At 71.5% G+C, this 22,719-nt stretch carries 20 protein-coding genes; 6 read left to right on the top strand and 14 right to left on the bottom strand.

Annotation, left to right across the window (positions count from 1 at the left end; genetic code table 11):
• Positions 1-39: 39 nt before the first annotated feature.
• Entirely contained in the window at positions 40-1,626 is a 1,587-nt protein-coding gene (locus ACULK2_RS03835) for a glycoside hydrolase family 68 protein (protein WP_445968892.1), read from the bottom strand.
• A gap of 155 nt (positions 1,627-1,781) precedes the next feature.
• The gene (locus ACULK2_RS03830; RefSeq protein ID WP_501044956.1) at positions 1,782-1,904 is read right to left on the bottom strand and encodes a hypothetical protein; all 123 of its coding nucleotides are present in this window, start codon (positions 1,902-1,904) and stop codon (positions 1,782-1,784) included.
• A gap of 389 nt (positions 1,905-2,293) precedes the next feature.
• On the opposite strand from ACULK2_RS03830, the gene ACULK2_RS03825 reads away from it, so the two are divergent.
• Complete coding sequence (locus ACULK2_RS03825; RefSeq protein ID WP_445968893.1) at positions 2,294-4,000, top strand: glycoside hydrolase family 32 protein; 1,707 nt, start codon at positions 2,294-2,296, stop codon at positions 3,998-4,000.
• Here the strand turns inward: ACULK2_RS03825 and ACULK2_RS03820 are convergent.
• The 3 genes from ACULK2_RS03820 to ACULK2_RS03810 are packed head-to-tail and all read right to left on the bottom strand — an operon-like array spanning position 3,986 to position 6,263.
• Positions 3,986-5,077 (bottom strand): LacI family DNA-binding transcriptional regulator, encoded by a 1,092-nt coding sequence (locus ACULK2_RS03820; RefSeq protein ID WP_445968894.1) that lies wholly within the window; start codon positions 5,075-5,077, stop codon positions 3,986-3,988. The genes ACULK2_RS03825 and ACULK2_RS03820 overlap by 15 nt on opposite strands.
• A 51-nt stretch (positions 5,078-5,128) precedes the next feature.
• Positions 5,129-5,800: a GyrI-like domain-containing protein gene (locus ACULK2_RS03815; protein WP_445968895.1), complete on the bottom strand. Its 672-nt coding sequence runs from the start codon at positions 5,798-5,800 to the stop codon at positions 5,129-5,131.
• Between the two features lie 40 nt (positions 5,801-5,840).
• Positions 5,841-6,263 (bottom strand): hypothetical protein, encoded by a 423-nt coding sequence (locus ACULK2_RS03810; RefSeq protein WP_445968896.1) that lies wholly within the window; start codon positions 6,261-6,263, stop codon positions 5,841-5,843.
• A gap of 200 nt (positions 6,264-6,463) precedes the next feature.
• Between ACULK2_RS03810 and ACULK2_RS03805 the strand changes: the two genes are divergently transcribed.
• A complete protein-coding gene (locus tag ACULK2_RS03805) occupies positions 6,464-7,360 on the top strand; it encodes an SDR family oxidoreductase (RefSeq protein WP_445968897.1) in 897 nt (298 codons plus the stop codon).
• On the opposite strand, the gene ACULK2_RS03800 is transcribed toward ACULK2_RS03805, so the two are convergent.
• Entirely contained in the window at positions 7,347-8,102 is a 756-nt protein-coding gene (locus ACULK2_RS03800; protein WP_445968898.1) for a LysE family translocator, read from the bottom strand. The genes ACULK2_RS03805 and ACULK2_RS03800 overlap by 14 nt on opposite strands.
• Positions 8,103-8,203: 101 nt before the next feature.
• Here ACULK2_RS03800 and ACULK2_RS03795 point away from each other — a divergent pair, with 101 nt between their 5' ends.
• Entirely contained in the window at positions 8,204-8,656 is a 453-nt protein-coding gene (locus ACULK2_RS03795; RefSeq protein WP_445968899.1) for an Lrp/AsnC family transcriptional regulator, read from the top strand.
• A 9-nt stretch (positions 8,657-8,665) separates the two neighbouring features.
• Here the strand turns inward: ACULK2_RS03795 and ACULK2_RS03790 are convergent, their stop codons facing one another.
• Positions 8,666-9,667 (bottom strand): NAD(P)-dependent alcohol dehydrogenase, encoded by a 1,002-nt coding sequence (locus tag ACULK2_RS03790; RefSeq protein WP_445968900.1) that lies wholly within the window; start codon positions 9,665-9,667, stop codon positions 8,666-8,668.
• A 101-nt stretch (positions 9,668-9,768) separates the two neighbouring features.
• Here ACULK2_RS03790 and ACULK2_RS03785 point away from each other — a divergent pair, with 101 nt between their 5' ends.
• Positions 9,769-10,497: a TetR/AcrR family transcriptional regulator gene (locus tag ACULK2_RS03785; RefSeq protein ID WP_445968901.1), complete on the top strand. Its 729-nt coding sequence runs from the start codon at positions 9,769-9,771 to the stop codon at positions 10,495-10,497.
• Positions 10,498-10,526: 29 nt separating this feature from the next.
• On the opposite strand, the gene ACULK2_RS03780 is transcribed toward ACULK2_RS03785, so the two are convergent.
• On the bottom strand, positions 10,527-11,459 hold the full coding sequence (locus ACULK2_RS03780; protein WP_445968902.1) for an RNA polymerase sigma-70 factor: 933 nt from the start codon (positions 11,457-11,459) through the stop codon (positions 10,527-10,529).
• A gap of 10 nt (positions 11,460-11,469) precedes the next feature.
• Positions 11,470-12,060 (bottom strand): carboxymuconolactone decarboxylase family protein, encoded by a 591-nt coding sequence (locus ACULK2_RS03775; RefSeq protein WP_445968903.1) that lies wholly within the window; start codon positions 12,058-12,060, stop codon positions 11,470-11,472.
• Positions 12,061-12,220: 160 nt separating this feature from the next.
• On the opposite strand from ACULK2_RS03775, the gene ACULK2_RS03770 reads away from it, so the two are divergent.
• Positions 12,221-14,290, top strand: a complete 2,070-nt coding sequence (locus tag ACULK2_RS03770; RefSeq protein ID WP_445968904.1) for an acyl-CoA dehydrogenase family protein — start codon at positions 12,221-12,223, stop codon at positions 14,288-14,290.
• A 45-nt stretch (positions 14,291-14,335) separates the two neighbouring features.
• On the opposite strand, the gene ACULK2_RS03765 is transcribed toward ACULK2_RS03770, so the two are convergent.
• Genes ACULK2_RS03765 through ACULK2_RS03745 form a run of 5 tightly spaced genes read right to left on the bottom strand, consistent with a single transcriptional unit; the run spans position 14,336 to position 20,262 of the window.
• Positions 14,336-15,301, bottom strand: a complete 966-nt coding sequence (locus ACULK2_RS03765) for an ABC transporter permease subunit (RefSeq protein WP_501044955.1) — start codon at positions 15,299-15,301, stop codon at positions 14,336-14,338.
• Entirely contained in the window at positions 15,291-16,253 is a 963-nt protein-coding gene (locus ACULK2_RS03760) for a carbohydrate ABC transporter permease (RefSeq protein WP_445968906.1), read from the bottom strand. Before ACULK2_RS03760 ends, ACULK2_RS03765 begins: the two co-directional genes overlap by 11 nt.
• Positions 16,254-16,268: 15 nt before the next feature.
• Positions 16,269-17,549, bottom strand: a complete 1,281-nt coding sequence (locus ACULK2_RS03755; RefSeq protein ID WP_445968907.1) for an ABC transporter substrate-binding protein — start codon at positions 17,547-17,549, stop codon at positions 16,269-16,271.
• 11 nt (positions 17,550-17,560) lie between these two features.
• Entirely contained in the window at positions 17,561-19,189 is a 1,629-nt protein-coding gene (locus ACULK2_RS03750) for an FAD-dependent oxidoreductase (RefSeq protein ID WP_445968908.1), read from the bottom strand.
• Complete coding sequence (locus ACULK2_RS03745; RefSeq protein ID WP_445968909.1) at positions 19,186-20,262, bottom strand: LacI family DNA-binding transcriptional regulator; 1,077 nt, start codon at positions 20,260-20,262, stop codon at positions 19,186-19,188. Before ACULK2_RS03745 ends, ACULK2_RS03750 begins: the two co-directional genes overlap by 4 nt.
• Positions 20,263-20,436: 174 nt before the next feature.
• Here ACULK2_RS03745 and ACULK2_RS03740 point away from each other — a divergent pair, with 174 nt between their 5' ends.
• Positions 20,437-22,686, top strand: coding sequence for a beta-xylosidase family glycoside hydrolase (locus ACULK2_RS03740; protein ID WP_445968910.1), 2,250 nt, complete (start codon positions 20,437-20,439; stop codon positions 22,684-22,686).
• Positions 22,687-22,719 lie beyond the last annotated feature (33 nt).

Genomic DNA, 22,719 nt, shown 5'->3' with positions numbered 1-22,719 from the left:
GGCGATGCTGAGCGCCGCATCCCGCCCGCGTGTTCGGTACTACTGGACCTTGCCGCCGGGGTTCACGGCGATGTTCGCCGGGATGTCCGCCCAGCCGCCGAGACCGCCGTCGCCGTAGGAGTAGTCCACGGCCGACGAGGCGCCGTCGAGGTCGATCTTCACGGTCGGCGCGAGCGTGCCGCCGCGCACGAAGTCATCGTGCGTGCCGATCGTGTCGATGAACGACTGCACCAGGCCGCCGGGCATCACGTAGTGCGAGTACGCCTGGAAGTGACCCGGGTGCTGGTTGTAGTCGGGAGCGAACGGCTGGCCGCCGGCGAAGTTGAGGTTCGTCGGGTTGCCGAGCGCCAGGCCGGATCCGTGGTTCAGCGGCTGGAAGTCGCTGCGGATGCCGTCGCCCACGAACGCGTAGACGCCCTCGGGACCGTCGATGCCCGCCGCGTAGGTGCCGCGGTGGCTGATCGTGAAGAGGTAGGCCTTGCCGTCCTTGAACACGTACTGCGGACGCTCGGTCTGGTCGGTGACGCAGTTCGCCGAGAGGACCGGCGGCAGGAACTCCCACTCGGTCAGTTCCTCGTTCTTCGCCTTCGCCAGGCCGACGTTCGCGATCTGGTAGGTCGCGCCCGAGGCGTTGACCTCCTCGACCGTCTCCGCGTAGGGGTCGCCCCCGCGGTAGCCGAGGTCCTCCTCCGTGCAGTACGCCTCCTCACGGGGCATGGCCGTGTTGCCCTCGAACACCATGTAGGTCTCGCCGGGGTTGTCCGGGTCCTCGAAGGTGAACGGGTCGCGGAAGTTGAAGAACTCGTTCTGCTCGCCGGTCTGGTAGTAGGTGCCGTCGGCCTGCAGCAGGTCGTGCACCGTGTCGAACCCGGTGAAGAACACCTCGTTCTTGTTGGAGTGCACCTTGCCGACGCTCAGCGCGATGCGCGGGTCGTAGGGCTTGATGTTGCTGCCGTCGGGGTTGCGGTAGAACGCGACGTCCGTGAAGAACAGCTTGATCTCGCCGCCCTTGAAGATGCGCGCCGACCCGGACCACTGGGTCTGGTGCGTGAACGACTGGTCCTCGAAGATCTCGCCGGTCACGCCCTCGTCGAAGACGAGGCCGCCGTACGTCCATCCGCCGTTCTCGGGACGCTCGTCGACGGGAACGTCGGCCGGGCGGTAGAAGTAGCCGATCTTGGCGTAGTGGTGCCGCTCGTCGAAGCCGAGACTGCGGTCGGCCACGAGCGAGAAGATGACCTCCCAGCCGTTGACGCTGTACTGGTTGCCGTCCTCGTCGGTCAGCGGCCACGTGTCCCAGACCCAGACCTCGCCGTTCGACATGTCGGGGAAGTCCTGGGGCACCGTCGGCATCGTGAGCGAGGCCGGCATCGAGTTCTCCCGCGAGCCCGCGTCGGGGTCCGAGAGCCGCTTGATCTGTCGGGCGTCGGCACGGGTCCACTTCGCGGTGAAGTCGGACTCGGGGTCGTACGCCTCCTGGGTGTGGATCGTCGGCTCGGGGCCGGGCTGGAGCCCGGTCTCGGCGACGGCCGCCGGTGCGCCCGCGACGAGCGCGCCTGCGAGCACGGCGACCGCGGTGAGGCCTCCGGCGAGGGGGCGCATGATGCGCCGCGTGGATGTTGCCATGTTCGTGCCTTTCGTAGGGTGAACGGTCGACCGCGTTCCTCCGCGGGCATCGGCCCGGGGTCCCATGGGCGCGCGGTCGAGGTCACGGCGGACGGGTGTCCGCCGTGCTCGGTCGGGTGCCGCGACGGCACCCGACCGGGTCCGAGCGCTCGGCGTCAGCCGATCGCCCGGAGGTCGTGGTGCGGCGCGGTCGCCTCGACGCGGTCGCCGCGCGTGCGGTCGCCGCCGGAATCCGGCGCGCGGCACGGGCCGCGTGATGTCGTGCGTGGTGTCTTCACGTTCTTCGCCTCCGATGCGAGACCTGGTGGTCGGTCCGTGGCGGTCAGGATCGAGCGAATCCTCGAGAACGTGGCGTCTGTGCTCCCCCGCACAGCAACCTATGCGCAGTCTGACAACGATGTCAAGCGTCACCGAGGCGCTGCGACTCGCGTGCATTTGCATACGAATTCGCAGATCAGCAGCCTGATGCGGATGGTCGCGCTTCCACGGCCAACTTCGGCGCCACATCATTTGCAAATCGTTTTGTAGCGCACTACCGTTGCCGACGATTCCTCGAGTGGCGCCTGCGCTCCTCCCCGAACACGACTCGCGACGGCGCACCGCCCGGCTCCACGGCCGCCTCGCAGGGGCGGATCGCGGACCGGCGGCGCCGACGCCACGGAGGATCATGAACAGCTCGACCCGACCCGACCCGGCGCGCGCGAGAGCGCGTCGTCCGCGGCGGCCGACCGTCGTGGCGATCTCGACGATCGTCGCGGTGAGCCTCGCCGCCGGAACCGTCATGGCGATCGCCGCGATCGCCGCGATCGGCGGCGCGGGCGACCGACCGACGGTCGACGCGCCATCCACGCCCGCGACCGACGCCGCCGGCCGGGAGTTCACGCGGCCGGCCGACTGGTCGCCGTATCGCCCCGCCGTGCACCTCACGCCCGCCGAGAGATGGATGAACGACCCGCAGCGCCCCTTCTGGCTGGACGGCCGGTGGCACTACTACTACCTCTACAACGCCGACTACCCGGAGGGGAACGGCACCGAGTGGTACCACGCGACGTCGACGGACCTCGTCCACTGGCGTGACGAGGGGGTCGCGATCGAGAAGTACCGCAACGGCCTCGGCGACATCCTCACCGGAAGCGCGATCGTGGACTCCGGGAACACCGCGGGGTTCGGCGAGGATGCGGTCATCGCGATGGTCACGCAGCAGCACGACGGCGTCCAACGCCAGTCGCTGTTCGTCTCGACCGACGGCGGGTACACCTTCGCCTCTCACGACGCGAATCCCGTCATGGAGAATCCGGGCGCCGAGCACTGGCGCGACCCCAAGGTCGTGTGGGACGAGGACGCCGGCAGGTGGCTCATGGTCCTCGCCGAGGGCCGCAAGATCGGCTTCTACTCGTCACCGGACCTCGTCGACTGGGAGTACCTCTCCGGGTTCGAACGCGACGACCTCGGGATCCTCGAGTGCCCCGACCTGTTCCGGATGTCGGTCGACGGGGACCCGTCGCGAACGCGATGGGTGCTCGTCGCGGGAGTGAACGGCGAGCAGTACGGCATGACGACCGGAACCGCGTACTGGACGGGCGACTGGGACGGAACGGCGTTCGTCGCCGACGCGCCCGAACCGCGCTGGCTCGATCGCGGATCCGACTTCTACGCGACCGTCACGTGGGACGATCCCAGGCTGCCGGAGGAGGAGCGGCTCGCATCGCGATCGGCGATCGGCTGGCTGAACAACTGGGCGTACGCGGGCGACCTGCCGACCGACGACTGGCACGGCGGAGCGGACTCCGTCGTGCGCGACCTCCGACTGGTCGACTCGGGCGGGCACCTGGAGCTCCGTTCCTCGCCGACGGACGCACTCGCCGAGCTCGAGGGCCCGGCCCGCGCGATCGCCGGGCAGACGATCCCGGACGGCGTCGGGAGTGCCATCCCGCAGCCGACGTCGGATGCGTACCGACTCCGCGTCACCGTCGCACCCGACCCGACCGACCCGGCCCGTGAGGCGCGGTTCCGGGTCAGGGAGGGCGACGGGGCGTTCGCGACGGTCGGCGTGGACTTCGCCTCGTCCACGGTGTTCCTCGCCAGGGACGCGGATGCCGCGGCTGCGAGCATGCCGGACGCGTACCGGGCCGTCCGGACCGCGCCCGTGACCCCGGCACCCGACGGCTCCGTGACGCTGGACGTGATCGTCGACGCCTCCTCGGTGGAGGTGTTCGCGGGCGACGGCGAAGCCGCGCTCTCGAGCCTCGTCTTCGGCGCGCCGGGCGCGAACGGCTTCTCGGTCGAGTCCGTCGACGGCGCGACCCGGCTCCACGGCGAACTCGTGCCGCTCGCGGTCGCACCCGTCGAGCGGGCGGGATCAGCCCGGCGGTGATGCCACCGACCCGCGCTCGACGAGGTCGCACGTGAGCCGGGACGTCACCGGCTCGGGCGATGCCGATCCCCGATCGATGACCTCGAGCAGGGCGCGCATCCCGGCTCGTCCCATCTCGCGGTGCGGCAGCGCGATCGTCGTCAGGCCGGGCTCGAGCGCAGCGGAGACCAGCTCGAGGTCGTCGACGCCGACCACGGACACGTCGGTCGGCACCGCGAGTCCGAGTGCGGCCGCTGCCTGGTAGACGCCCATCGCCATCTGGTCGTTGAAGCAGAAGATCGCGGTCGGGCGCTCGTGCGGCCCGCGCTCGAGCAGGATGCGGCCGGCTCGCCGGCCGCCGACGGCGTCCGATGCCTCCGATCGGGTCATCGCGGCGGCAGGATCGATCCCGGCACGTTCCAGGGCCGCCCGGAAGCCGGACGCCCGACCGTGCACCGCCGGCGCGTCGTCGTCGGCGTTGACGAACGCCAGCCGTCGATGCCCCGAGCCGATCAGTCGATCCACCGCCGTCGCGGCGATCGCCTCCTCATCGGGCACGACCGCCGGGACCGCCCAGCCCGTCTCAGGCGTACCGTCGGCCAGGGCGACCGGGAGCTCGCCGACTCTCTCAGGGCGGGCGACGACCTGATGCGACATCCGCGCCACCAGCACGCCGTCCACCTGCTGCGCTGCGAGCGCGCGGAACTGCCGGGACTCCAGCTCCCGGTCGCCCTCGGAGTCGACCAGCATCAGCAGGAGGTCGTGCTCGCTCGCGACCTCCTGCGCGCCCTGCACGATCCGGCCCGCGAACGGCGTCGTCGCGATGCGGTCGCTCGCGAGCCCGATCACGCCGGTCCGTCGGCGCCGCAGCCCCTGTGCGACGCGGTTCGGGGTGTAGCCGAGCGTCGCGGCGGCGCGCAGCACCCGCTCCCGCGTCTCCGCGCGCACGCCGCGTGAGCCGGAGAAGGTGTGCGACACCGTCGTCGGCGACACTCCGGCCGCGCGCGCGACCGCGCGGATGCCCGGTCGCACCGTCAGGTCGGCGCGGCCCGACCGCTGCCCGTCGCCGTCCGGGCCCGTGCGGTGCCGTGAATCCACCGGAACCACCTCCCCGGGCGCCGCGCACGCGATCCGCCCGAATCGCCCACGCTACCCGGTGCGTCGGCCGGACGGGTCGGGCCGCACCGGCTGCCGCAGCACCGTCTTCAGCTTCTCGGGTGCGGTGCGCCGCGGGTCGCCGAGGTACACCTCGTGGTGCGGGCCGTTGAACGTGAGGCCGCGCGCCGGCATCCACTCGTCGTGGAGGCGCGCGAGCGTCGGCGCCTCGTCGGCGTAGGACCCGACGTGCAGGACCTGCGCCGAGGGGCCCTCGGTCACCGTCGTCAGCCGCAGCGCGTCGAGCGAGGGCGAGCCGCGGCCCTTCGCGCGCACGGCGTCGACGGCCGCGGCGACGACCGCCTCGTCGATCCAGTCGGGCTGGCTGATGAGCATGGTCCAGTTCCACGCGTCGCGGTCGCCGGCGACGAACGCGGCCGGGTCGTCCGCCCACCAGAGCCCCTCGAGGGGCGCGACCGCGAAGTCACGCCCCGAGCTCCTCCTGCTCGCGAACTTCACCGTGTAGGCGACGCCGTACAGCGCCTCGACCGCCTCGGCGTAGGCGGGCGCGGTGTTCGGGTCACCCCGGCCGTCGACCGCGAGGTACTGCATCGGCGGCACGTCGACGAGCACCCAGTCCCTCGCCGCGGGCGCGTAGAACTCGCGATGCGCGCGCTTGACGTCGTACTTCGCGGGCACTTCCTCATCCGGGTTCGAGCCGTCCATGCGGGCAGGGTACGCCCGACCGCCCCCGTTCGCGCCCCGCTCACCCCGCAGCGCGGCAGAGCCGATCGCGCACCCACTCCGCGGCATCCGCCTGCGAGAGGTCGCCCGAGCGCACCAGGCGCGCGAACTCGATCGCCTCCTCGCTCAGTCGGCCGTCGGCCGAACCGGGCGGGTCGCGCAGCACGACGGTCGTGAGCCAGCGGGTCAGCGGACCGCCGATTCGGGCGGCGACCGCGACCGTGCCGGCGAAATGGCGCGCCTGCCCGTCGGTGCGGTCGTCGACGTGCCGCCTGAAGCCGCGCCCGCGCAGGTGATTGCGACCGCCGGATGCCGCGTCGAGCACCCACAGCGGGCCGCGCCGGACGCCGGCCGCGCGTCCGAGCTCACGCAGGAAGCGGCGATTCGAGTGGCCGCGCGCGGCGAGACGGTCGATCGAGTCGGCGAGGGCGGCGCAGGCATCCACCGGGACAGGCTACGGGTCCCGCCCTCGCGCATGCCGACGGCGCGCGTCGGCGTGACCCGTGCGCTAGCGTGGCGCACATGCAATGCCGGTGAGCCGCCTCCGCTCGTTCCTGAACATCGCGCCGTCCGCGCGCCCCAGCGCCCTTCGCGCTCCGCGCCGTCCGCGCATCCAGCGCATCGCCGCGCACGAAAGGCCCACCCATGCATGCACCTCTCCCCCTCGCCCGCCGCACCGCACTCGTCACCGGCGTCTCCCGCCGCCGCGGCATCGGCTACGCGGTCGCGACGAAGCTCGCCGAGCTCGGCGCGAGCATCGTGATCCACCACTTCCGCCCGCACGACCTCGACCAGCCGTGGGGCGGCGACGACCTCGACGCCGTCCGCGCCGGCATCCGCTCGTCGCTCGCGCCCGGCGCCGTGATGGACGACCTCAGCGCCGACCTCGCGAACCCGACCGAGTCCACTCGGGTCATCGAGGCCGCGCGATCGCTCACCGGCGATCTCGACCTCCTCGTCTGCAACCACGCGCGGAGCGGCGGCGACGGCGGCATCCTCGACATGACGCCCGAGCGGCTCGACGCGTTCTGGGACGTGAACACGCGCTCGACGCTGCTGCTCACCGCGGCCTTCGCGCGGGCGAAGCGAGCCGCGGAGCGAACGGAGGCGCGACCAGACGCGGATGCCGCACCGCTCCGGCCCGGCGAGCGCATCCGCCGCGACGCGCCCTTCGCCGAACCGCAAGGTCGCGTGATCTGGATGACGTCCGGCCAGGTGCACGGCGCCATGCGCGGCGAGGTCGCCTACGCGACGAGCAAGGCCGCGCTCGCGGGCGTCACCGCGACGGTGGCCGCCGAGCTGCTCGACCTCGGGATCCTCCTCACCACGATCGACCCGGGTCCGGTGAACACCGGCTACCTCGACCCCGAGACCGCCGATCGCCCCCTCGACGAGCTCGACGCGTACCTCGCGACGACGCCGTTCGGCCGCGTCGGCCGGCCGGGCGACGTCGCCGAGCTCATCGGATGGCTCGCCTCGCCGAGCGGTGCCTGGGTCACCGGCCGGGTGATCACGAGCGACGGCGGCTTCAGCCTCCGATGAGGTGCACGAGCTGCTCGCCCACGAGCACCGCCGCGAGCACGATCATCGCCGCACCCGACACGCGCGACACGATCCGCATCGCCGACGGACGGAACCGCAGCACGCTCCGCGCGCCGTAGCCGACGACCGTGTACACCGCGGCGCACGCGGCGACGAAGATGAGGCCGAGCACCGCGAGCTGCACCGGGATCGGCCAGCTGCCGGCGGCATCCGTGAACTGGGGCAGCAGCACAACGAGCACCAGCAGGCCCTTCGGGTTCAGGCCCGAGACGCCGGCGCCCTGCAGCAGTCGAAGCCAGGGGCGAGCGGATGCCTCGGCCGACGCGTCCTCGGCGACGAGCGTGCCGACCGGGGCCGGTGCACGCGTCGGACCGAGCGACGCGCCCGCCGTCGAGCCGCCGCCTCCGATCGCGCCGTCGGCCGGCGTCGCCGAGGCCCCTCCCATGACCGCGGACGCGACGATCGGCGGCTCGCGCAGCACGCGGACGCCGAGGTACGTGAGGTACGCCGCCGCTCCCAGGGTGAGCGCCACGATGAACCACGGCAGGGCCGCCACCACGGCGCCGACGCCGATGGCGACCGCCGCGACGACGGCGACGTAGCCGAGGAGGATGCCCGCGAGGGACGGCAGGATGGTGCGTTCCCGAGTGCCCGCGGCGATGAGGTACGCCCAGTCGGGCCCGGGCAGGAGCACCATCAGGGTCATCATCACCGAGCACGCGATGAGCAGCTGGACGTCCACGGCGGCCCCCTTCGTTCGATACGTCGAAGCTACGCACGTCGGCGTGGAAGCCGCTGCCCGATTCCACCTCGCCGCGCCGCTCGCGTGGAAGAATCCACCTCATGGATGCCATCGATCGGAGAATCCTTGCCGAGCTGCAGCGCGACGGGCGGCTGAGCCTCACCGAACTCGCCGAGCGCGTGCAGCTCAGCATGTCGCCGACCCATCGCCGGTTGCGTGCGCTCGAGGCATCCGGCGCCATCAGCGGCTATCGCGCGATCATCGACCCGGAGGTCGTCGGCATGGGCTTCGGCGCCCTCGTGTTCGTGACGATGGAGCAGGCGAACCGGGCGACCGTGCCGGCCTTCGACGAGGCGGTCGCCGAGATCCCGGAGGTGATCCAGGCGCTGCGCCTCTTCGGCGACCCCGACTACCTGCTCCGCGTCGCCGTGCCCGACCTGCCCGCCTACCAGCGCCTCTGGGACGAACGGCTCTCGGCGCTGCCCGGCGTGCGGCGGGTCGAGTCGACCCTCGTCATGAAGACGATCGTCGACGACCGGCCGCTGCCGCTCTGATCGGCACCGTCAGGCGATCCGCACCACCACGCTCCCCCGCTTGCGGCCGGTGTCGACGTAGCGGTGCGCCTCGGCGATGTCGTCGAGGTCGTAGGTGCGGTCGATCACGGGCCGCAGGTCGCCGGCCTCGGCGAGCGCGGTGAGCCGCGTCATCCCCTCGGCACCCATCGGCCCGCCGGCCTGGTTCACGAGGATGCCGCGGCGACGCGGCCGCAGTGCGGCGCCGATCATCCCGGCCAGGTCCGAGATGACGAGCAGCAACGCTCCGCCCGGGCGGATCAGGCGCCCGACGCGACCGAACGGCGCGTTGCCGACGCACTCGACGACGACGTCGTAGCGGGGCTCGCCGCCCGGTGCGGCGAAGTCCTCGTGCGTGTAGTCGATGACGTGCGCGGCGCCGAGCGAACGGACGAGTTCGGCGTTGCGGCCGCTCGTGACCGCCGTGACCCGCGCGCCGCGGCGGGCCGCGAGCTGCACCACGGCGGTGCCGACCGCGCCCGAGGCGCCGTTCACGAGCACCTCGGTGCCGGGACCGACGTCGACGAGGTCGAGGTAGCGCAGCGCGGTGTGCCCGCCGAAGAGCACGGCGGCCGCCTCCTCGAACGAGAGGTCGGTGGGTTTGCGGGCGACCTCGCCGTCTTCGGGCACGGTCACGAACTCGGCGTGGCAACCGAATCGCGCGCCTCTCATGACGACGACCTCGTCGCCGGGCGCGAAGCGCGTGACCCGGTGCCCGACGGCCTCGACCACGCCCGCGGCCTCCATGCCGAGCACCGGGTGCTTCGGCCTGCGGAACCCGATCGCCGGGCCGACGACGAGCCCGAGGCCGCGCGGAACCTCGCGCGTGCGCAGGCGGTGGTCGGCGATGCTCACGGTCGAGGCGTGCACCCGGACGAGCAGTTCGTCGTCGCCGGGGACCGGCACGGGCCGTTCGGCGACGCCGACGACCTCGGGCCCGCCGAACCGCTCGAGGACGGCGGCTCGCATCGTGCGGATTCCGGTGGTGGTCATGATGTCTCCCTTACGTTGTAAGCCTTACGTCGTAAGCTACGCCTTCGAGCCGCCCGTGTCCATACCTCGGGGAAAGAAACCTCACGTTGTAAGGTGAACGAATGGGACCGAGGTCGGCCGAACTGGGCACGCGGATGCCGCGCGCGCCGCTCACCCGCGACCGCGTGCTGCAGGCCGCATCGGATCTCGCCGACCGCGGCGGCCTCGAGGCGCTGACGATGCGCGCGCTCGCCGACGACCTCGGCGTCGAGGCGATGTCCATCTATCACCACCTGCCCAACAAGGACGCGATCCTCGACGGCGTCGTCGAGCTGACGTTCGCCGAGATCGCCGCCGACGCCGCGGCCCGCGACGCGAGCGCGACCACGACCGAGCAGTCGGATGCCGCGGGCTGGGTGCCCACCGTCCGGGAACGCATCCTCGGTGCACGACGCGTGCTGCTGCGGCATCCGTGGGCGCCGATCGTCATCGACCGGCGGAAGTCGTTCTCCCCGGCGATGGTCGCGCACGTCGACGGCATCGTGGGCGTCATGCGTCGGGCGGGCATGTCGCACGACCTCATCCACCACTCGCTGCACGCGATCGGCAACCGCATCTACGGGTACGTGCAGGAGCTCTCCGACGACGGCCAGGCGCCGCCGCCCGGGCAGCTCGAGCAGATGCAGTCCTTCGCACCGCACCTCGCCGCGATGCTCGGGGAGGTCGCGCACGTCGACCCCGAGTCGACGCTCGGCTGGTGCGACGACCAGACCGAGTTCGAGTTCGGGCTCGACCTCGTGCTCGAGGGCATCGAGCGGCGTCGCATCGCGGAGGCCGCGGGCGCCGCCTGAGCCTCGCGAGCGGGCGCGACCCGAGCCGCTCAGCGCGCGAGCGGCGCCTCCTCGTCGAGGCGGGCGAGCTTGTCGGGGTTCGCGACCGAGAAGATCCGGGTCACGAGGCCGTCCTCGATCGTGACGCTGACCGTGCCGGCGAGCTCGCCGTCGACCTCGAGCCGCAGCGCGGGCGCACCGTTGATCCAGACCATGGACGCCACGGGGTGCAGGTCCCACTTCTCCATCGCACCCATGAGGAACGAGACGATCTTCTGCGCACCGCGGATCGGGCGCCGCGCGGCGCCGCGCGCCTTGCCGCCGCCGTCGCCGATCGCGACGACGTCGGGCGCGAGCACGTCCATGAGTCCCTGCACGTCGCCGGTGTTGAACGCGACCATGAGCCGCTCGACGACCTGCTCCTGCTCGGTGCGCTCGACCTGCACGCGCGGACGCCGCGCCGCGACGTGCTCCCTGGCCCGGTGCGCGATCTGCCGCACGGCCGCCGGCGTCTTGCCCACGGCGTCCGCGATCTCGTCGTAGGGCACGTCGAACACCTCGCGCAGCACGAACACCGCCCGCTCCGCGGGCCCCAGCGTCTCGAGCACGGTCAGCGTCGCCATCGACAGCGACTCGGCGAGCTCGACGTCGTCCGCGACATCCGGGCTCGTGAGCACCGGCTCGGGCAGCCACTCGCCCACGTACTCCTCGCGTCGACGCGACAGCGTGCGCAGGTGGTTCAGCGACTGGCGCGTCACGACGCGCACGAGGTAGGCGCGCGGATCCCGCACCTCGCTCCGGTCGACGTCGGCCCAGCGGAGCCACGACTCCTGCAGCACGTCCTCCGCGTCGGCGGCAGAGCCGAGCAGCTCGTACGCGACGGTGAAGAGCAGGCCGCGGTGCACCACGAACGGGTCGCCGCCGCCTGCTGCGGCCGCTGCGCCGACGGCGCCCGCGACATCCGAACGATCGTGCTCGCCCATGCGCAGCACCCTACGCCGCCCCGCCGACCGCCGAACGCTCCGCGAGCTGCGGGAGCCCGCACGCCTCCGCGAACTCGGCCGAGCGGATGCCGAGCGCGATGTTCATGCGCGCGGTGGCGTCCATGAGCGCGACCTTCGCGGCGAGCTCGAGCAGCGCGGCCGGCCCGAGCTCCGCGAGCAGGGCGTCCGAGAGCTCGTCGGTGACGGCGGGCGGGTCCTGGCAGACGGCCTCGGCGTACTCCATGACGCGTCGCTCGAGCGGCGAGAAGGCGGACGACTCCCGCCAGCGCGGCACCTCGCGCGCCTTGGCCTCGTCGAGCCCGTGCGTGTGCGCCATGAAGTAGTGCAGGTCGAGGCAGAAGCTGCAGCCGACGTAGGCCGCGGTCGCCATGCGGGCGAACGTGCTGAGCTGCGGGTCGAGGGCGTCCCACTTCTCCGACTTGCGGCCGACGCCCATCAGGTCCATCATCACGCGGCGGTTGTGCCACAGGATGCCGAGCGAGTCGGGGACCTGGCCGGTCATCCGCCGGCTCGCGGCCTTCACGACGGCGCCCATGACGCCGTCGACGTCGGCGATGGGGATGCGTGCGGTGCTGGTCATGGTGTCCTCCGAGGTCCAGGTGCGGATGCGTTCGACATGGAGACACCGCAGGCGGCGCGCGTGTGACATCCGGCCACGGATGCCGCATCAGCCCGCCGGCGCAAGGGCTGGTCCGGCTCACGGGCCGGGCGTACCTTGGTGGCAGAACGAGGAGGTTCGCGTGAGCGCCACCCGAGAGTCCGCCGTCTCCCCCGTCTCCGCTGCATCCGGTGCGTCCGGCGCATCCGGTCCATCCGCAGCAGCCGCTGCCGCCGGCGCCGCCGCGCCATCCGTCGCCGACGTCGACGAGCAGGCCTCGCGCGCCGTCGCCGAGGCCGCGCGCGAACAGGAGTGGCGGAAGCCCAGCTTCGCCAGGGGCCTCTACCTCGGGCGGTTCGACCTGTCGCTCATCAGCCCGCACCCGCGCCCGGCCGAGGATCGCCGCGAGCGCGGCGAGGCCTTCCTCCGCGACCTCGAGGCGTTCCTCCGCACGGTCGACGTCGCCCGGATCGAACGCGAGGCGCAGATCCCCGACGAGGTCTTCCGGGGGCTCGCCGGGCTCGGGGCGTTCGGCATGAAGATCCCGGTCGAGTACGGCGGCCTCGGCCTCGGCCAGTTCTTCTACAACCGCGCCCTCGTCATGATCGGGTCCGTGAACGCCGGCATCGGCGCGCTGCTCTCGGCGCACCAGTCGGTCGGCGTGCCCGAGCCGCTGATGCTCGCCGGCACCGAGGAGCAGAAGCGACGGTGGCTGCCGAGGTGCGCCGCCGGAGCCGTGAGCGCGTTCCTGCTCACCGAACCCGAGGTGGGATCCGACCCCGCCCGGCTGCAGGCGACGGCGGTTCCGTCGGAGGACGGCTCCGAGTACGTGCTGGACGGCACGAAGCTCTGGACCACCAACGGCGTCGTCGCCGAGCTCCTCGTCGTGATGGCGCGCGTGCCGAGGACGCCCGACGAGCGGGCCGCCGGACGTCGCGGCGGCATCAGCGCCTTCATCGTCGAGGCGGATGCCCCGGGCATCACGGTGCACCGGCGGAACGCGTTCATGGGCCTCCGCGGCATCGAGAACGGGCTCACCTCCCTGAAGGGGGTGCGCGTCCCGGCCGCGAACCTCGTCGGCGAGGAGGGCCAGGGCCTGAAGATCGCCCTCACGACGCTCAACGCGGGCCGGCTCGCCATCCCCGCCATCTGCGCCGGCGCGGGCAAGTGGAGCCTGAAGATCGCTCGCGAGTGGTCGTCGGCCCGCGTGCAGTGGGGGCGCCCGGTCGGCGAGCACGCCGCGGTCGCGCACAAGCTCGCGTTCATCGCCGCGACCACCTTCGCGCTGGAGGCGGTCGTCGACCTGTCGGGCGTGCTCGCCGACGAGGACCGGAAGGACATCCGCATCGAGGCTGCGCTCGCGAAGCTCTGGGCGTCCGAGATGGGATGGCGCATCGCCGACGAGCTCGTGCAGGTCCGCGGCGGCCGGGGCTTCGAGACCGCCGCATCGCTGCAGGCCCGCGGCGAGCGCGCGGTCGGCGCCGAGCAACTGCTCCGCGACCTCCGCATCAACCGGATCTTCGAGGGATCGACCGAGATCATGCGCCTCCTCATCGCGCGCGAGGCCGTGGACGCGCACCTCACCGCGGCGGGCGACCTGATCGACCCGAAGCTCGAGCTCGCCGGCAAGCTCAGGGCCGCCGCGTCGGCGAGCGGGTTCTACGCGCGCTGGCTGCCGAAGCTCGTCGCCGGGGCGGGCGACCTGCCCACGTCCTACGACGAGTTCGGCGCGCTCGCGCCGCACCTCCGCTACGTCGAGCGCACGAGCCGCAAGCTCGCGCGCGCGACCTTCTACGGCATGGCCCGCTGGCAGGGCGCCCTCGAGCGAAAGCAGGGCTTCCTCGGCCGAGTGGTCGACATCGGCGCCGAACTGTTCGCCGTCTCGGCGTCGTGCGTGCGGGCGTCGATGATCGCGACCGACGATCCGGGCCACGCCAGGTCCGCGACCCAGCTCGCGCACACGTTCGCCGAGCAGTCCCGTCACCGCACCGAACGCCTCCTCGACGAGCTCTGGCACCACACGGATGCCACGGATGAGCGCCTCGCCTCGCGCGTGCTCGGCGGCGACTACGCCTGGCTCGAGGAGGGCATCCTCGACCCGAGCGAGGGCACCGGCCCGTGGATCGCCGAGGCGATCCCGGCCGATGCCGCGGCGGACGTGCACCGGCGCGTGATCGAGGCGGAGACCCGCGACGCGTCCGACGTCGGCTGACACACGGATGCCGCGGGGCGTCGGCCCCGCGGCATCCGGTCGCCCTCAGCCCTTCAGCCCCGTCTGGGCGAGTCCCTCGACGAACTGCTTCTGCGCGAAGACGAACACGACGAGCACGGGCAGCGCGGTCATGGTCGCCGCCGCCAGCTGGATGTTCCACATCTCGCCGCCGTACGCGTCCGTGTAGCGCGTGAGCGCCTGCGGCAGCGTGAACAGCTCGGGCGTCTGCAGGTACACCGTGGGCTCGAGGTACAGGTTCCACACGTTCAGGAACGTGAAGATCGCCACCGCCGCGAGGGCGGACCTGCTGAGCGGGAGCGCGATGCTCCAGTAGATGCGCCAGCGCCCGAGGCCGTCGATGCGGGCGGCCTCCTCCAGCTCGACGGGCAGCGTGATGAAGTACTGGCGCATGATGAACGTCGCGAGCACGCTCGGGGCACCGAACGTGGTGACGAGGATCAGGGGCCAGTGCGTGTCGATCATCCCCCACGAGTTGAAGAGCTGGAAGAGCGGCACGATCGTCACCTCGCTCGGGATGAGCAGGCCCGTGAGCACCACGAGGAACAGCAGGTTCTGCCCCGGGAACCGGATGCGCGCGAACGCGTAGCCGGCCATGGACGAGAAGAGCATCGTTCCGATCGTGACGACGAGCGCGATGTACATCGAGTTGAAGTACTGGTGCGCGAACGGCTGCGCGGTGAACGCGCCGACGTACCCGTCGAGCGTCGGGTTCGAGGGCCACAGTTCCGGCGGGAACGCGAAGATCTCGCTGATCGGCTTGAACGACGACGTGATCATCCACCAGGTCGGGAAGACGAACGGCACCGCCAGCAGGGAGAGGACGCCGTAGAACACCACCTTCCGCCTCGGGCTCGCGTTACCGCGGCCGACGGTCCGTCCCGTGCCACGGCGGGGCGGGGCGTCCGCGGGCGCCGTCCCGGTCGATGGGGTCGCGGGCATGCGGGGCTCCGTCTCGGGGTTCTCGCGCAGGGCGACGGACTCAGTTCTCATAGAAGACCCACCTCCTGCGAAGCTGCCACTGCGCGATCGTCAGCACCAGCACGATGCCGAAGAGCACGATGGCGAGCGTCGATCCGTAGCCGAAGTGATGGAAGTCGAAGGCCTGCTGCACCAGGTAGTAGACGAGCACGGTCGTCGAGATGCCCGGCCCGCCCTGGGTGAGGACGGCGATCTGGGCGAACACCTGCAGGGAGCCGACGATCGTGATGATGGACGTGAGCAGGATCGTCGGCGAGATGAGCGGCACGGTGATGCGCCAGAACAACTGACGATCGGATGCTCCGTCCATCCGCGCGGCCTCCTGCACCTCCTGCGGCACGCCCTGCAGCGCGGCGAGGAAGAGCACCATGTTGAGGCCGACGTTCTTGAAGACCTGGACGACGATGACCGACGCCATGGCGGTCGGCCCCTCACGGAGCCAGTTCGGGCCGTCGATGCCGAAGACCTGGAGGATGCCGTTGATGCCGCCGTTGTCCTGCAGGAGGAACGACCACACGATCGTCCACGCGACGAGCGAGACCACGACCGGCGAGAAGAAGATCGTGCGGAAGGCGGTCATGCCCCGGACCCTGCGATTCAGCAGCACGGCCAGCAGCAGGGCGAGCGCGAGGTTGACGACGACGAGCCCGATCGAGAAGACGGCGGTCGCCTGCATCACCGGGGCGAGCTTCGGGTCGGCGACGAGCTTCTCGAAGTTCTCGAGCCCGACCCATCGGAACGTGCCCGCGAGCACGTTCCACTCGTGGAACGAGTACCAGAAGACGAGTCCGAGCGGCAGGAGCACGAAGAGCGCGATGCCGAGGACCTGCGGTGCGACGAAGAGGTAGCCGGTCAGCTGGTCGCGGACGGCGTACGACGGCGCGAAGCGTCGCCGGTTCGGTTCGCGGGCGACCCCGGGCCGGGCGTGGGCCCGACCCGGAGTCACCGTGGTGGCGTCGGCCATGGAGCGGTCGCCTTCCTAGCCCAGCAGGGGGTCGATCGCGGCGCACGTGTCCGCGAGGGTGCCCGGGATGTCGGCGTCGGCCACCCAGAGTGCGTCGAGCGAGCTGCGCACCTCCTGGCCGATCTCGGCCGAGTCGGTGTGGCTCGGGCGGGTGACGCCCGTCTCGATGCCGGGGATGACGACGCCCTCGATCTGCTCGGGGGTGAGCGTCGGGTTGGTCGCGGCGAGCGTCTCGACGTTCAGCTGCGAGACGCGGGGCGGCGGGAAGTACTGCGCGAGCTGCTGCGAGTTCTCCGGGTTGGTGAAGAACGCGAGGAACTCCGCGGCCGCTTCGGCGTTCGGACCTGAGGACATCACGCCGATGCCCGCCTGGCCGACCATGGAGTACTCGCCGACGGGGCCTTCCGGCAGCGGCAGCAGGTTCCACGAGAAGGTCCCGTCGAGGAGGGAGGCACGCGAGATCTGCGTCACGGTGAACGCCGACTCGCCGGCGAAGAAGTCGGCGGTCGTACCGGGGCCGGGCATCGACTCGGACTCGAAGGCCGCGTCGTGCAGGAACTCGAACGCCTCGACCATCGCGGGCGAGTCGAACGTGCACTGCGAGCCGTCCTCGCTCCACGGCGCGGCGCCCCAGCCCATCCAGACGGAGGCCAGGTTGTCCCACGTGGTGTAGTCGAAGTCCCGGATGACGAATCCGGCCTTGCCCGTGGCGTCGTGCACCGCGGCGCCGGCCGCGGAGACGCCCTCCCAGTTCCACTCGCCGTTCGCCTGCATCTCGGCGGCCGACGGGAGGCCCGCCTCGGCGAGCAGGTCGTCGTTCGTGAACATCACGAACGGCGAGGTCGAGAACGGATACGCGACCAGAGCGCCCGACTCGTCGTGCCAGAGGGCCGTCGCACTCTCCGAGAGGTCGTCGAACCCGTAGTCCGGATCGGCCTCCAGCGTCTCGTCGAGGGGGAGCAGCGCGCCCGAGTCCACGAAGTCGGGGGCCGCGTTCTCGAGGATCCACGCCAGGTCGGGGGCGGAACCGCCGGCGATCTGGGTGGTCACGGTCGAGGTGTAGTCCTCGAACGGAAGCGGATCGAAGGTGATCCCGGTCACCTCCGGATGCTCCGACATGTACTCCTCCGCGATGGAGTCGAACAACGCGAGGTGGTCCTCGTTCGACGTCCAGACGGTCATCCGCAGTTCGACGTCCTCCGGTTCGGATGACGCGCCGCCTCCGGAGCACGACGACAGGGTCATCGCCGCGACCGACGCGAGCGCGAGACCCGTCAGCACCCTTGCTGATCTCATGGTGGTTTCTCCTAGTATCCGGAGACGCCGTGCGGCCAGTGCAGCTCGACGCCTCGCTGTGTGAGCAGGGACTGGAACTCCTCGAGGAGCCCAGGGGTGGTTCGGATCGCGCGGGGGCGGGACGCACGATCGAGGCAGAAGGCCGCGAGGCGGCCCGCCGCTTCGCCGATGTTCCACTCGACCGGGTGGAGCCGGAAGGCTCCGTTGGTGATGTGGGTGGTACCGACGTTCTTGCTCGCCGGCAGCAGGTTCTCGAGTCGGCGAGGGATCAGGGCTCCGAGCGGGATCTCGAAGGGGCGCGACGGCAGGTCGATGTAGTTGTCTCCGCCGCTGGAGGGATGCAGGTCGATCCGGTACATGCCGATGCCGACGCTGTCCTCGAACGTTGCCGGGCCGTCCTGGCCGGATGCCGCGATCGAGAGGTCGAGCTCCGTGACCGTCGTCTCGGCGAGGATCCGCCGCGATTCCCGGATGTACGGCGCCATCGCGAGCCCGTCGGGGCCCTGGGTCAGGTCGGAGCGCAGCCGGAGCCCGGGGAAGCCGGTCCCGCCGTCGGGCCGGGGGGCCTCGGTCTGCAACCAGTAGAGCATCGACAACGACTGCTGCCGTGCCGCGCGCTCGCGCTCGGCACGGACGTCGTCGGGCACATCGACGATCGTGCCGTCGACATGGTCGATCATCGGCCAGTTCACGAGTACGACGTCGCTCGGGTACGCGCCGGGCTCGAAGTTGCGACGGGCGACGATGCGCCGGAACGTCCAGAGCTCGCGATCGCCGGCGTCCGCGCGCTGGTCGGCGACGAGGGTTCCCGGCGGGTCATCGTTGGGGGTGAAGGTGCGAGTCACCGTCTCGAGCGTGCGCGGGTCGGGGCCCGTGAGCGAGATCATCGGGGCGCCCCAGTAGTCGGGCTCCGCGGTCCTCCATCGGTCGTACTGCTCCGGGCGGTCGATCGTGTGGTCGCCGTCGACGTGGTCGACCACGAAGCACCAGCTGAACGCCTGCTGGTTGCCGGGCTGCGCGTCTTCGGGCGCGCTCGGCTCGCCGGTGTCGCGACGCGACTCGAATCCGGTCACGTACTCCGCGCCGGCGAGCGGGAGCAGGTCGCCGAGCTCGGTCGCATCGATCACGTACTCGGCGGTCACCGTGGTCTCGTGCCCGTCGTCGAGGCCGCGCAGGGTGACGGCCTCGACGACGTCGCCCGTGACGTGCGCGGCGATCGGCACGGCGGGCTGGATGATCCGGAGTCGCCCGGTCGCGCGGTAGGGCGCGAGCATCGACTCCAGCACGGCGACGCCGACGAGCGGCTCCGCGCAGATGCGGCCGACGAGCCCGGCGCCCGGGTTCAGGTGCGGATCGGCGCGGGCGGCATCCGTCAGCGGATAGTGCCGGCGGTAGTGGTCGCGGATGCCGTCGCGGAGGGCACGGTAGCGGGCCGTCGCCCCGAAGGACTCGATCCAGGTGTGCTCGTCCATCGGGACGCCCTGGCTCGTGAGCTGGCCGCCGAGCCAGCGGAACTCCTCGCTGAGCACCACCGACCGTCCGCCCTCGAGCGCGCCGATCGCGGCGGCGACCCCGCCCAGGCCGCCGCCGACGACCAGGACGTCGGCTCGGAGTTCGGTTGCGGTCCGGATGGCGGTCATTCGGTGTCCTTCGGGGCGACGAGCGTGATGCCTGCGATCACAGGGCAGGCGAGGGTCTGGCGGAGTTCCTCGTCCGGCACGTCGTCGTGCGGGTCGAGGATGCGGGCGAGCAGGGTGGTCGCGGCACTCGCGAGCGCGCTGCGGGGCGGGCTGAGCCGCGTGAAGTCGGCGGCGTCGCCGTTCGACCGCGCGGCATCGCCGAGGACGATGATCGAGAGCGCCGTGGGGATGTCGAGCCCGGCGGTCGCGGCGGACGACCGGAGCCGCATCGCCGTCTCGTGCGTCTCCACGACCAGGACGGTGCATCGTGCGTCGCGCACGGCCTGGATGGCCGCGTCGAGCGTCGCGTCATCCGCCCCGTCGACCGGCATCGCGAGCAGCTCCGATGCAGCTGCGGCTCCGCCGCGCCGTTCGAGTTCGCCGACCACTCCGGCGCGACGATCCACGACCGATTCGCCGGTGCTGTCGACATGGACGTAGGCGAAGCGCCGGTGCCCGAGGTCCCACGCGCGACCGATCAGCTCGGCGGCGCCCTGCGCGTAGTCGATCGCGACGTACGGCACGCCCTCGACCTCGCGGCGACCGACGGCGACGAACGGGAAGCCGTCGGCCACGAGCCGCTCGAGCTCGGCGGGGTCCATCTCGACCCCGAGGAGGAGGCAGCCGTCGGCGAGCCGCAGGCGATTGTTCTCGTGCAGGAGCCGCCGCGTGCCGTCCACCACCGGGGCGCTCGTGAAGAGCAGCAGGTCGCACCCGAGCTCCTCGGCCGTCTCCTCGATGCCGCTCAGCAGCGGGGCGTAGAAGTCCTGGCTCTCCGTCGGGAACGCCGGCTCGTAGGTGAACACGCCGAGGATCTTGTTGCCGAGCCCCGCGAGTCGCCGTGCTGCGGGGTCGGCGACGTAGCCGGTCTCGCGGAGCACCTGGAGCACCCGGTCGCGGGTCTCCTCCGGGATGCGGCCGGCGCCGTCCGCCTTCTCGTTGAGGACGAGCGAGACGGTCGCCTGGCTCACGCCGGCGAGTTCCGCGATGCGGCGCTGCGTGATGCGCCTCGGCGGGGTCTGGGAAGTCGTCATCGAAATCCTTCGGGTCTTGTCGTGCGGTGCTAATCCGCATTAGCGTTGACCGTACCGGATGCTAATACGGATTAGCAACTTGGATGTCGCACACACCTCGGAACGGGCCGGTCGGCCGCCGGGGCGATCGGTCGCGGCGTCCGGCCGGTTCCCGCGTATCGAAGGAGCTACCGCATGCCCGTCAGCCGGCGCCCACGCGCCGCCGCCATCGCCGCGATCGCCGCACTCGCGATCGCCCCGTTCACCGCAGTCGCCCCGGCGACCGCGGCCGAACCGTTCCCGGACTTCGTCTACCAGGGGATCATCACCGACAAGTCGGAGATGATCTACAACCCCACGAACGAGTTCATCTTCCCCAGCGTCTTCCACGCGGGCGAGTACCTCGACGACCCGCTCGGCGAGTGGTACCTCTACCTCGCGCCGCACGATCGCCCCGCCGGCGTCATGCTGATGTACGCCGACAGCCTCGACGGGCCGTGGACGGAGTACGCCGCGAACCCGATCATCGCAAGCGACTGGTCGCCCCACTACGACGTGTCGCACGTCTCCTCGCCCGACGCGGTCTGGAACGAGGAGGCCGGTGAGGTCTTCCTGTACTTCCACGGCGAGAACTCGGTCACGAGGTACGCGACGAGCTCGGACGGCGTCCACTTCGAGTACGGCGACGTCGTCGTCTCGAACGCCATGGGCGGGCCGGATGTCACCGAGACGAGCTACGCCCGTGTCTTCGAGCACCCCGACCCCTCGTCGGGGTACCGGTACGGCATGTTCTACATGGCGAACTTCACCGACAACCATCGCCGGTTGAAGCTCGCGGAATCGACGGACGGCGTCACATGGGACGTGCGTCCCGGCACCGTGGTCGAGCCGGAGTCCGGCGACAGCGGGAACGTCTCCGGAGGCAACCTCTGGGAGTGGGGCGGTCAGCTCTACGTGATCTACCACAACTCCGCGGGGAGCGTGATGGCGCGCACGATCGATCCCACGCTCAGCGAGGTCGGCGACGCGCAGGTGCTCCACCGCTCGAGCGGAGTGGGCGAGGACGTCGGCCGCACCGCGGCTCCGGAGATCGTCGCGCAGGGCGATCACACCTACCTCTTCTACGAGTCGGGCGACCGGCTCGGCGCGACGATCGCCTGGGCGAAGGCCGGGCCGGGAGTGGAGTTCCCCGGCGGACCGGACCCGGTGGCCTGGCCCGTCGACCCCGAGAACCCGGTGTTCGAGCAGTGCGCGGCGGCCGGCACGGACGAGTTCGAGGGCGACGCACTCTCGATCGACTGGGATCGCGTCGTACGTCCGGAGACCGCGCGGCACTCGGTCGCCGACGGCGTGCTCACCATCCCGGCCTACGAGGGCGGCGTGGCCGCGGCATCCCTCCCCCAGCAGGAACTGCCCGAGGGCCCGTGGCAGCTCACCACGAAGCTGACCATCGACGTCGCCGAGCGGTTCCAGCAGGCCGGCCTGCTGCTCTACGCGTCGGACACCGTCTACGGCAAGTTCGACCTCGGCCGGGCGACACCGGGCACGACGCTCGAGGTCGTGAGATACCTGAACGGCAACAACCGGCAGGACAGCGCCGCCCCCGCAGTGCCGGAGGCCGACACCGTCTGGCTGCGGATGACGAGCGACGGCGTCGCGATCCAGTCGAGCGTCTCCTACGACGGCGTGACCTTCAGCGACTACGGCCGTCCGTTCCTGTTCTCGGAGACACCCTTCACCCACGTCGGGCCGTACGCGTTCCGCGGCAGTCTCGGCGCCGAGGAGATCGACGGCACGTTCGACTGGTTCCGCTGGTCGCCGACGCCGGAGGACTACGAGGCCTGCCTCGCCGAGCTCCTGCCCGACGACGACGAGACCGACGCGCCCGGGACGACCTCGCTCACCTCGACGAGCGGCTGGGCGTACGGCCTGGACGACGGGAACTTCGACGTGCGCATGGACCTCTGGTGGGGCACCAACGCCACCCGGTTCCGCCTGTACCAGGACGACGAACTCATCGCCACGGTGCCGCTCGAGCCGTCGTCGCCCGATGCGCAGCACGCCGTGGTGCCCATCGCCGGCCTGCCGAACGGCACCTACGAGTTCCGCGGCGAGCTCGCGAACTCGCAGGGCACGACGCCGACGAAGCCCCTCACCGTGAAGGTGACCGACGCCGAGCCCGGCCTGCCGAAGCTCTCGCACGACGACTGGGACCGCGACGGCACGTTCACGCTCTCGGCAGACCTGTGGTGGGGCACGAACGCCTACACGTGGCGCCTGCTCCAGGACGGGGAGGAGGTCGCGTCCGGCACGCTCGTCGCGGCGACCCCGGCCGCCCAGCACGTCGAGGTCCCGATCACGGACCTGACGGGCGAGCACGTGTTCGTCATGGAGTTCGGCAACGGCGCGGGGACGACCGCGTCGAAGCCGCTCACCGTCGGCTGACGCACGGATGCCGCGGGGCGTCGGCCCCGCGGC

It is taken from the genome of Agromyces molybdatiresistens (genome assembly GCF_052748445.2).
This window is presented reverse-complemented; position numbering and strand designations above follow the sequence as displayed.

Excerpts from the sequence above, each read along its gene's own strand:
- ACULK2_RS03805 (WP_445968897.1), top strand. The coding sequence starts at position 6,464 with ATGCATGCACCTCTCCCCCTCGCCCGCCGCACCGCACTCGTCACCGGC.
- ACULK2_RS03760 (WP_445968906.1), bottom strand. The coding sequence starts at position 16,253 with ATGGCCGACGCCACCACGGTGACTCCGGGTCGGGCCCACGCCCGGCCC.
- ACULK2_RS03740 (WP_445968910.1), top strand. The coding sequence starts at position 20,437 with ATGCCCGTCAGCCGGCGCCCACGCGCCGCCGCCATCGCCGCGATCGCC.
- ACULK2_RS03815 (WP_445968895.1), bottom strand. The coding sequence starts at position 5,800 with ATGGACGGCTCGAACCCGGATGAGGAAGTGCCCGCGAAGTACGACGTC.
- ACULK2_RS03765 (WP_501044955.1), bottom strand. The coding sequence starts at position 15,301 with ATGAGAACTGAGTCCGTCGCCCTGCGCGAGAACCCCGAGACGGAGCCC.
- ACULK2_RS03775 (WP_445968903.1), bottom strand. The coding sequence starts at position 12,060 with ATGACCAGCACCGCACGCATCCCCATCGCCGACGTCGACGGCGTCATG.
- ACULK2_RS03825 (WP_445968893.1), top strand. The coding sequence starts at position 2,294 with ATGAACAGCTCGACCCGACCCGACCCGGCGCGCGCGAGAGCGCGTCGT.
- ACULK2_RS03745 (WP_445968909.1), bottom strand. The coding sequence starts at position 20,262 with ATGACGACTTCCCAGACCCCGCCGAGGCGCATCACGCAGCGCCGCATC.
- ACULK2_RS03780 (WP_445968902.1), bottom strand. The coding sequence starts at position 11,459 with ATGGGCGAGCACGATCGTTCGGATGTCGCGGGCGCCGTCGGCGCAGCG.
- ACULK2_RS03795 (WP_445968899.1), top strand. The coding sequence starts at position 8,204 with ATGGATGCCATCGATCGGAGAATCCTTGCCGAGCTGCAGCGCGACGGG.
- ACULK2_RS03835 (WP_445968892.1), bottom strand. The coding sequence starts at position 1,626 with ATGGCAACATCCACGCGGCGCATCATGCGCCCCCTCGCCGGAGGCCTC.
- ACULK2_RS03790 (WP_445968900.1), bottom strand. The coding sequence starts at position 9,667 with ATGACCACCACCGGAATCCGCACGATGCGAGCCGCCGTCCTCGAGCGG.
- ACULK2_RS03755 (WP_445968907.1), bottom strand. The coding sequence starts at position 17,549 with ATGAGATCAGCAAGGGTGCTGACGGGTCTCGCGCTCGCGTCGGTCGCG.
- ACULK2_RS03750 (WP_445968908.1), bottom strand. The coding sequence starts at position 19,189 with ATGACCGCCATCCGGACCGCAACCGAACTCCGAGCCGACGTCCTGGTC.
- ACULK2_RS03785 (WP_445968901.1), top strand. The coding sequence starts at position 9,769 with ATGGGACCGAGGTCGGCCGAACTGGGCACGCGGATGCCGCGCGCGCCG.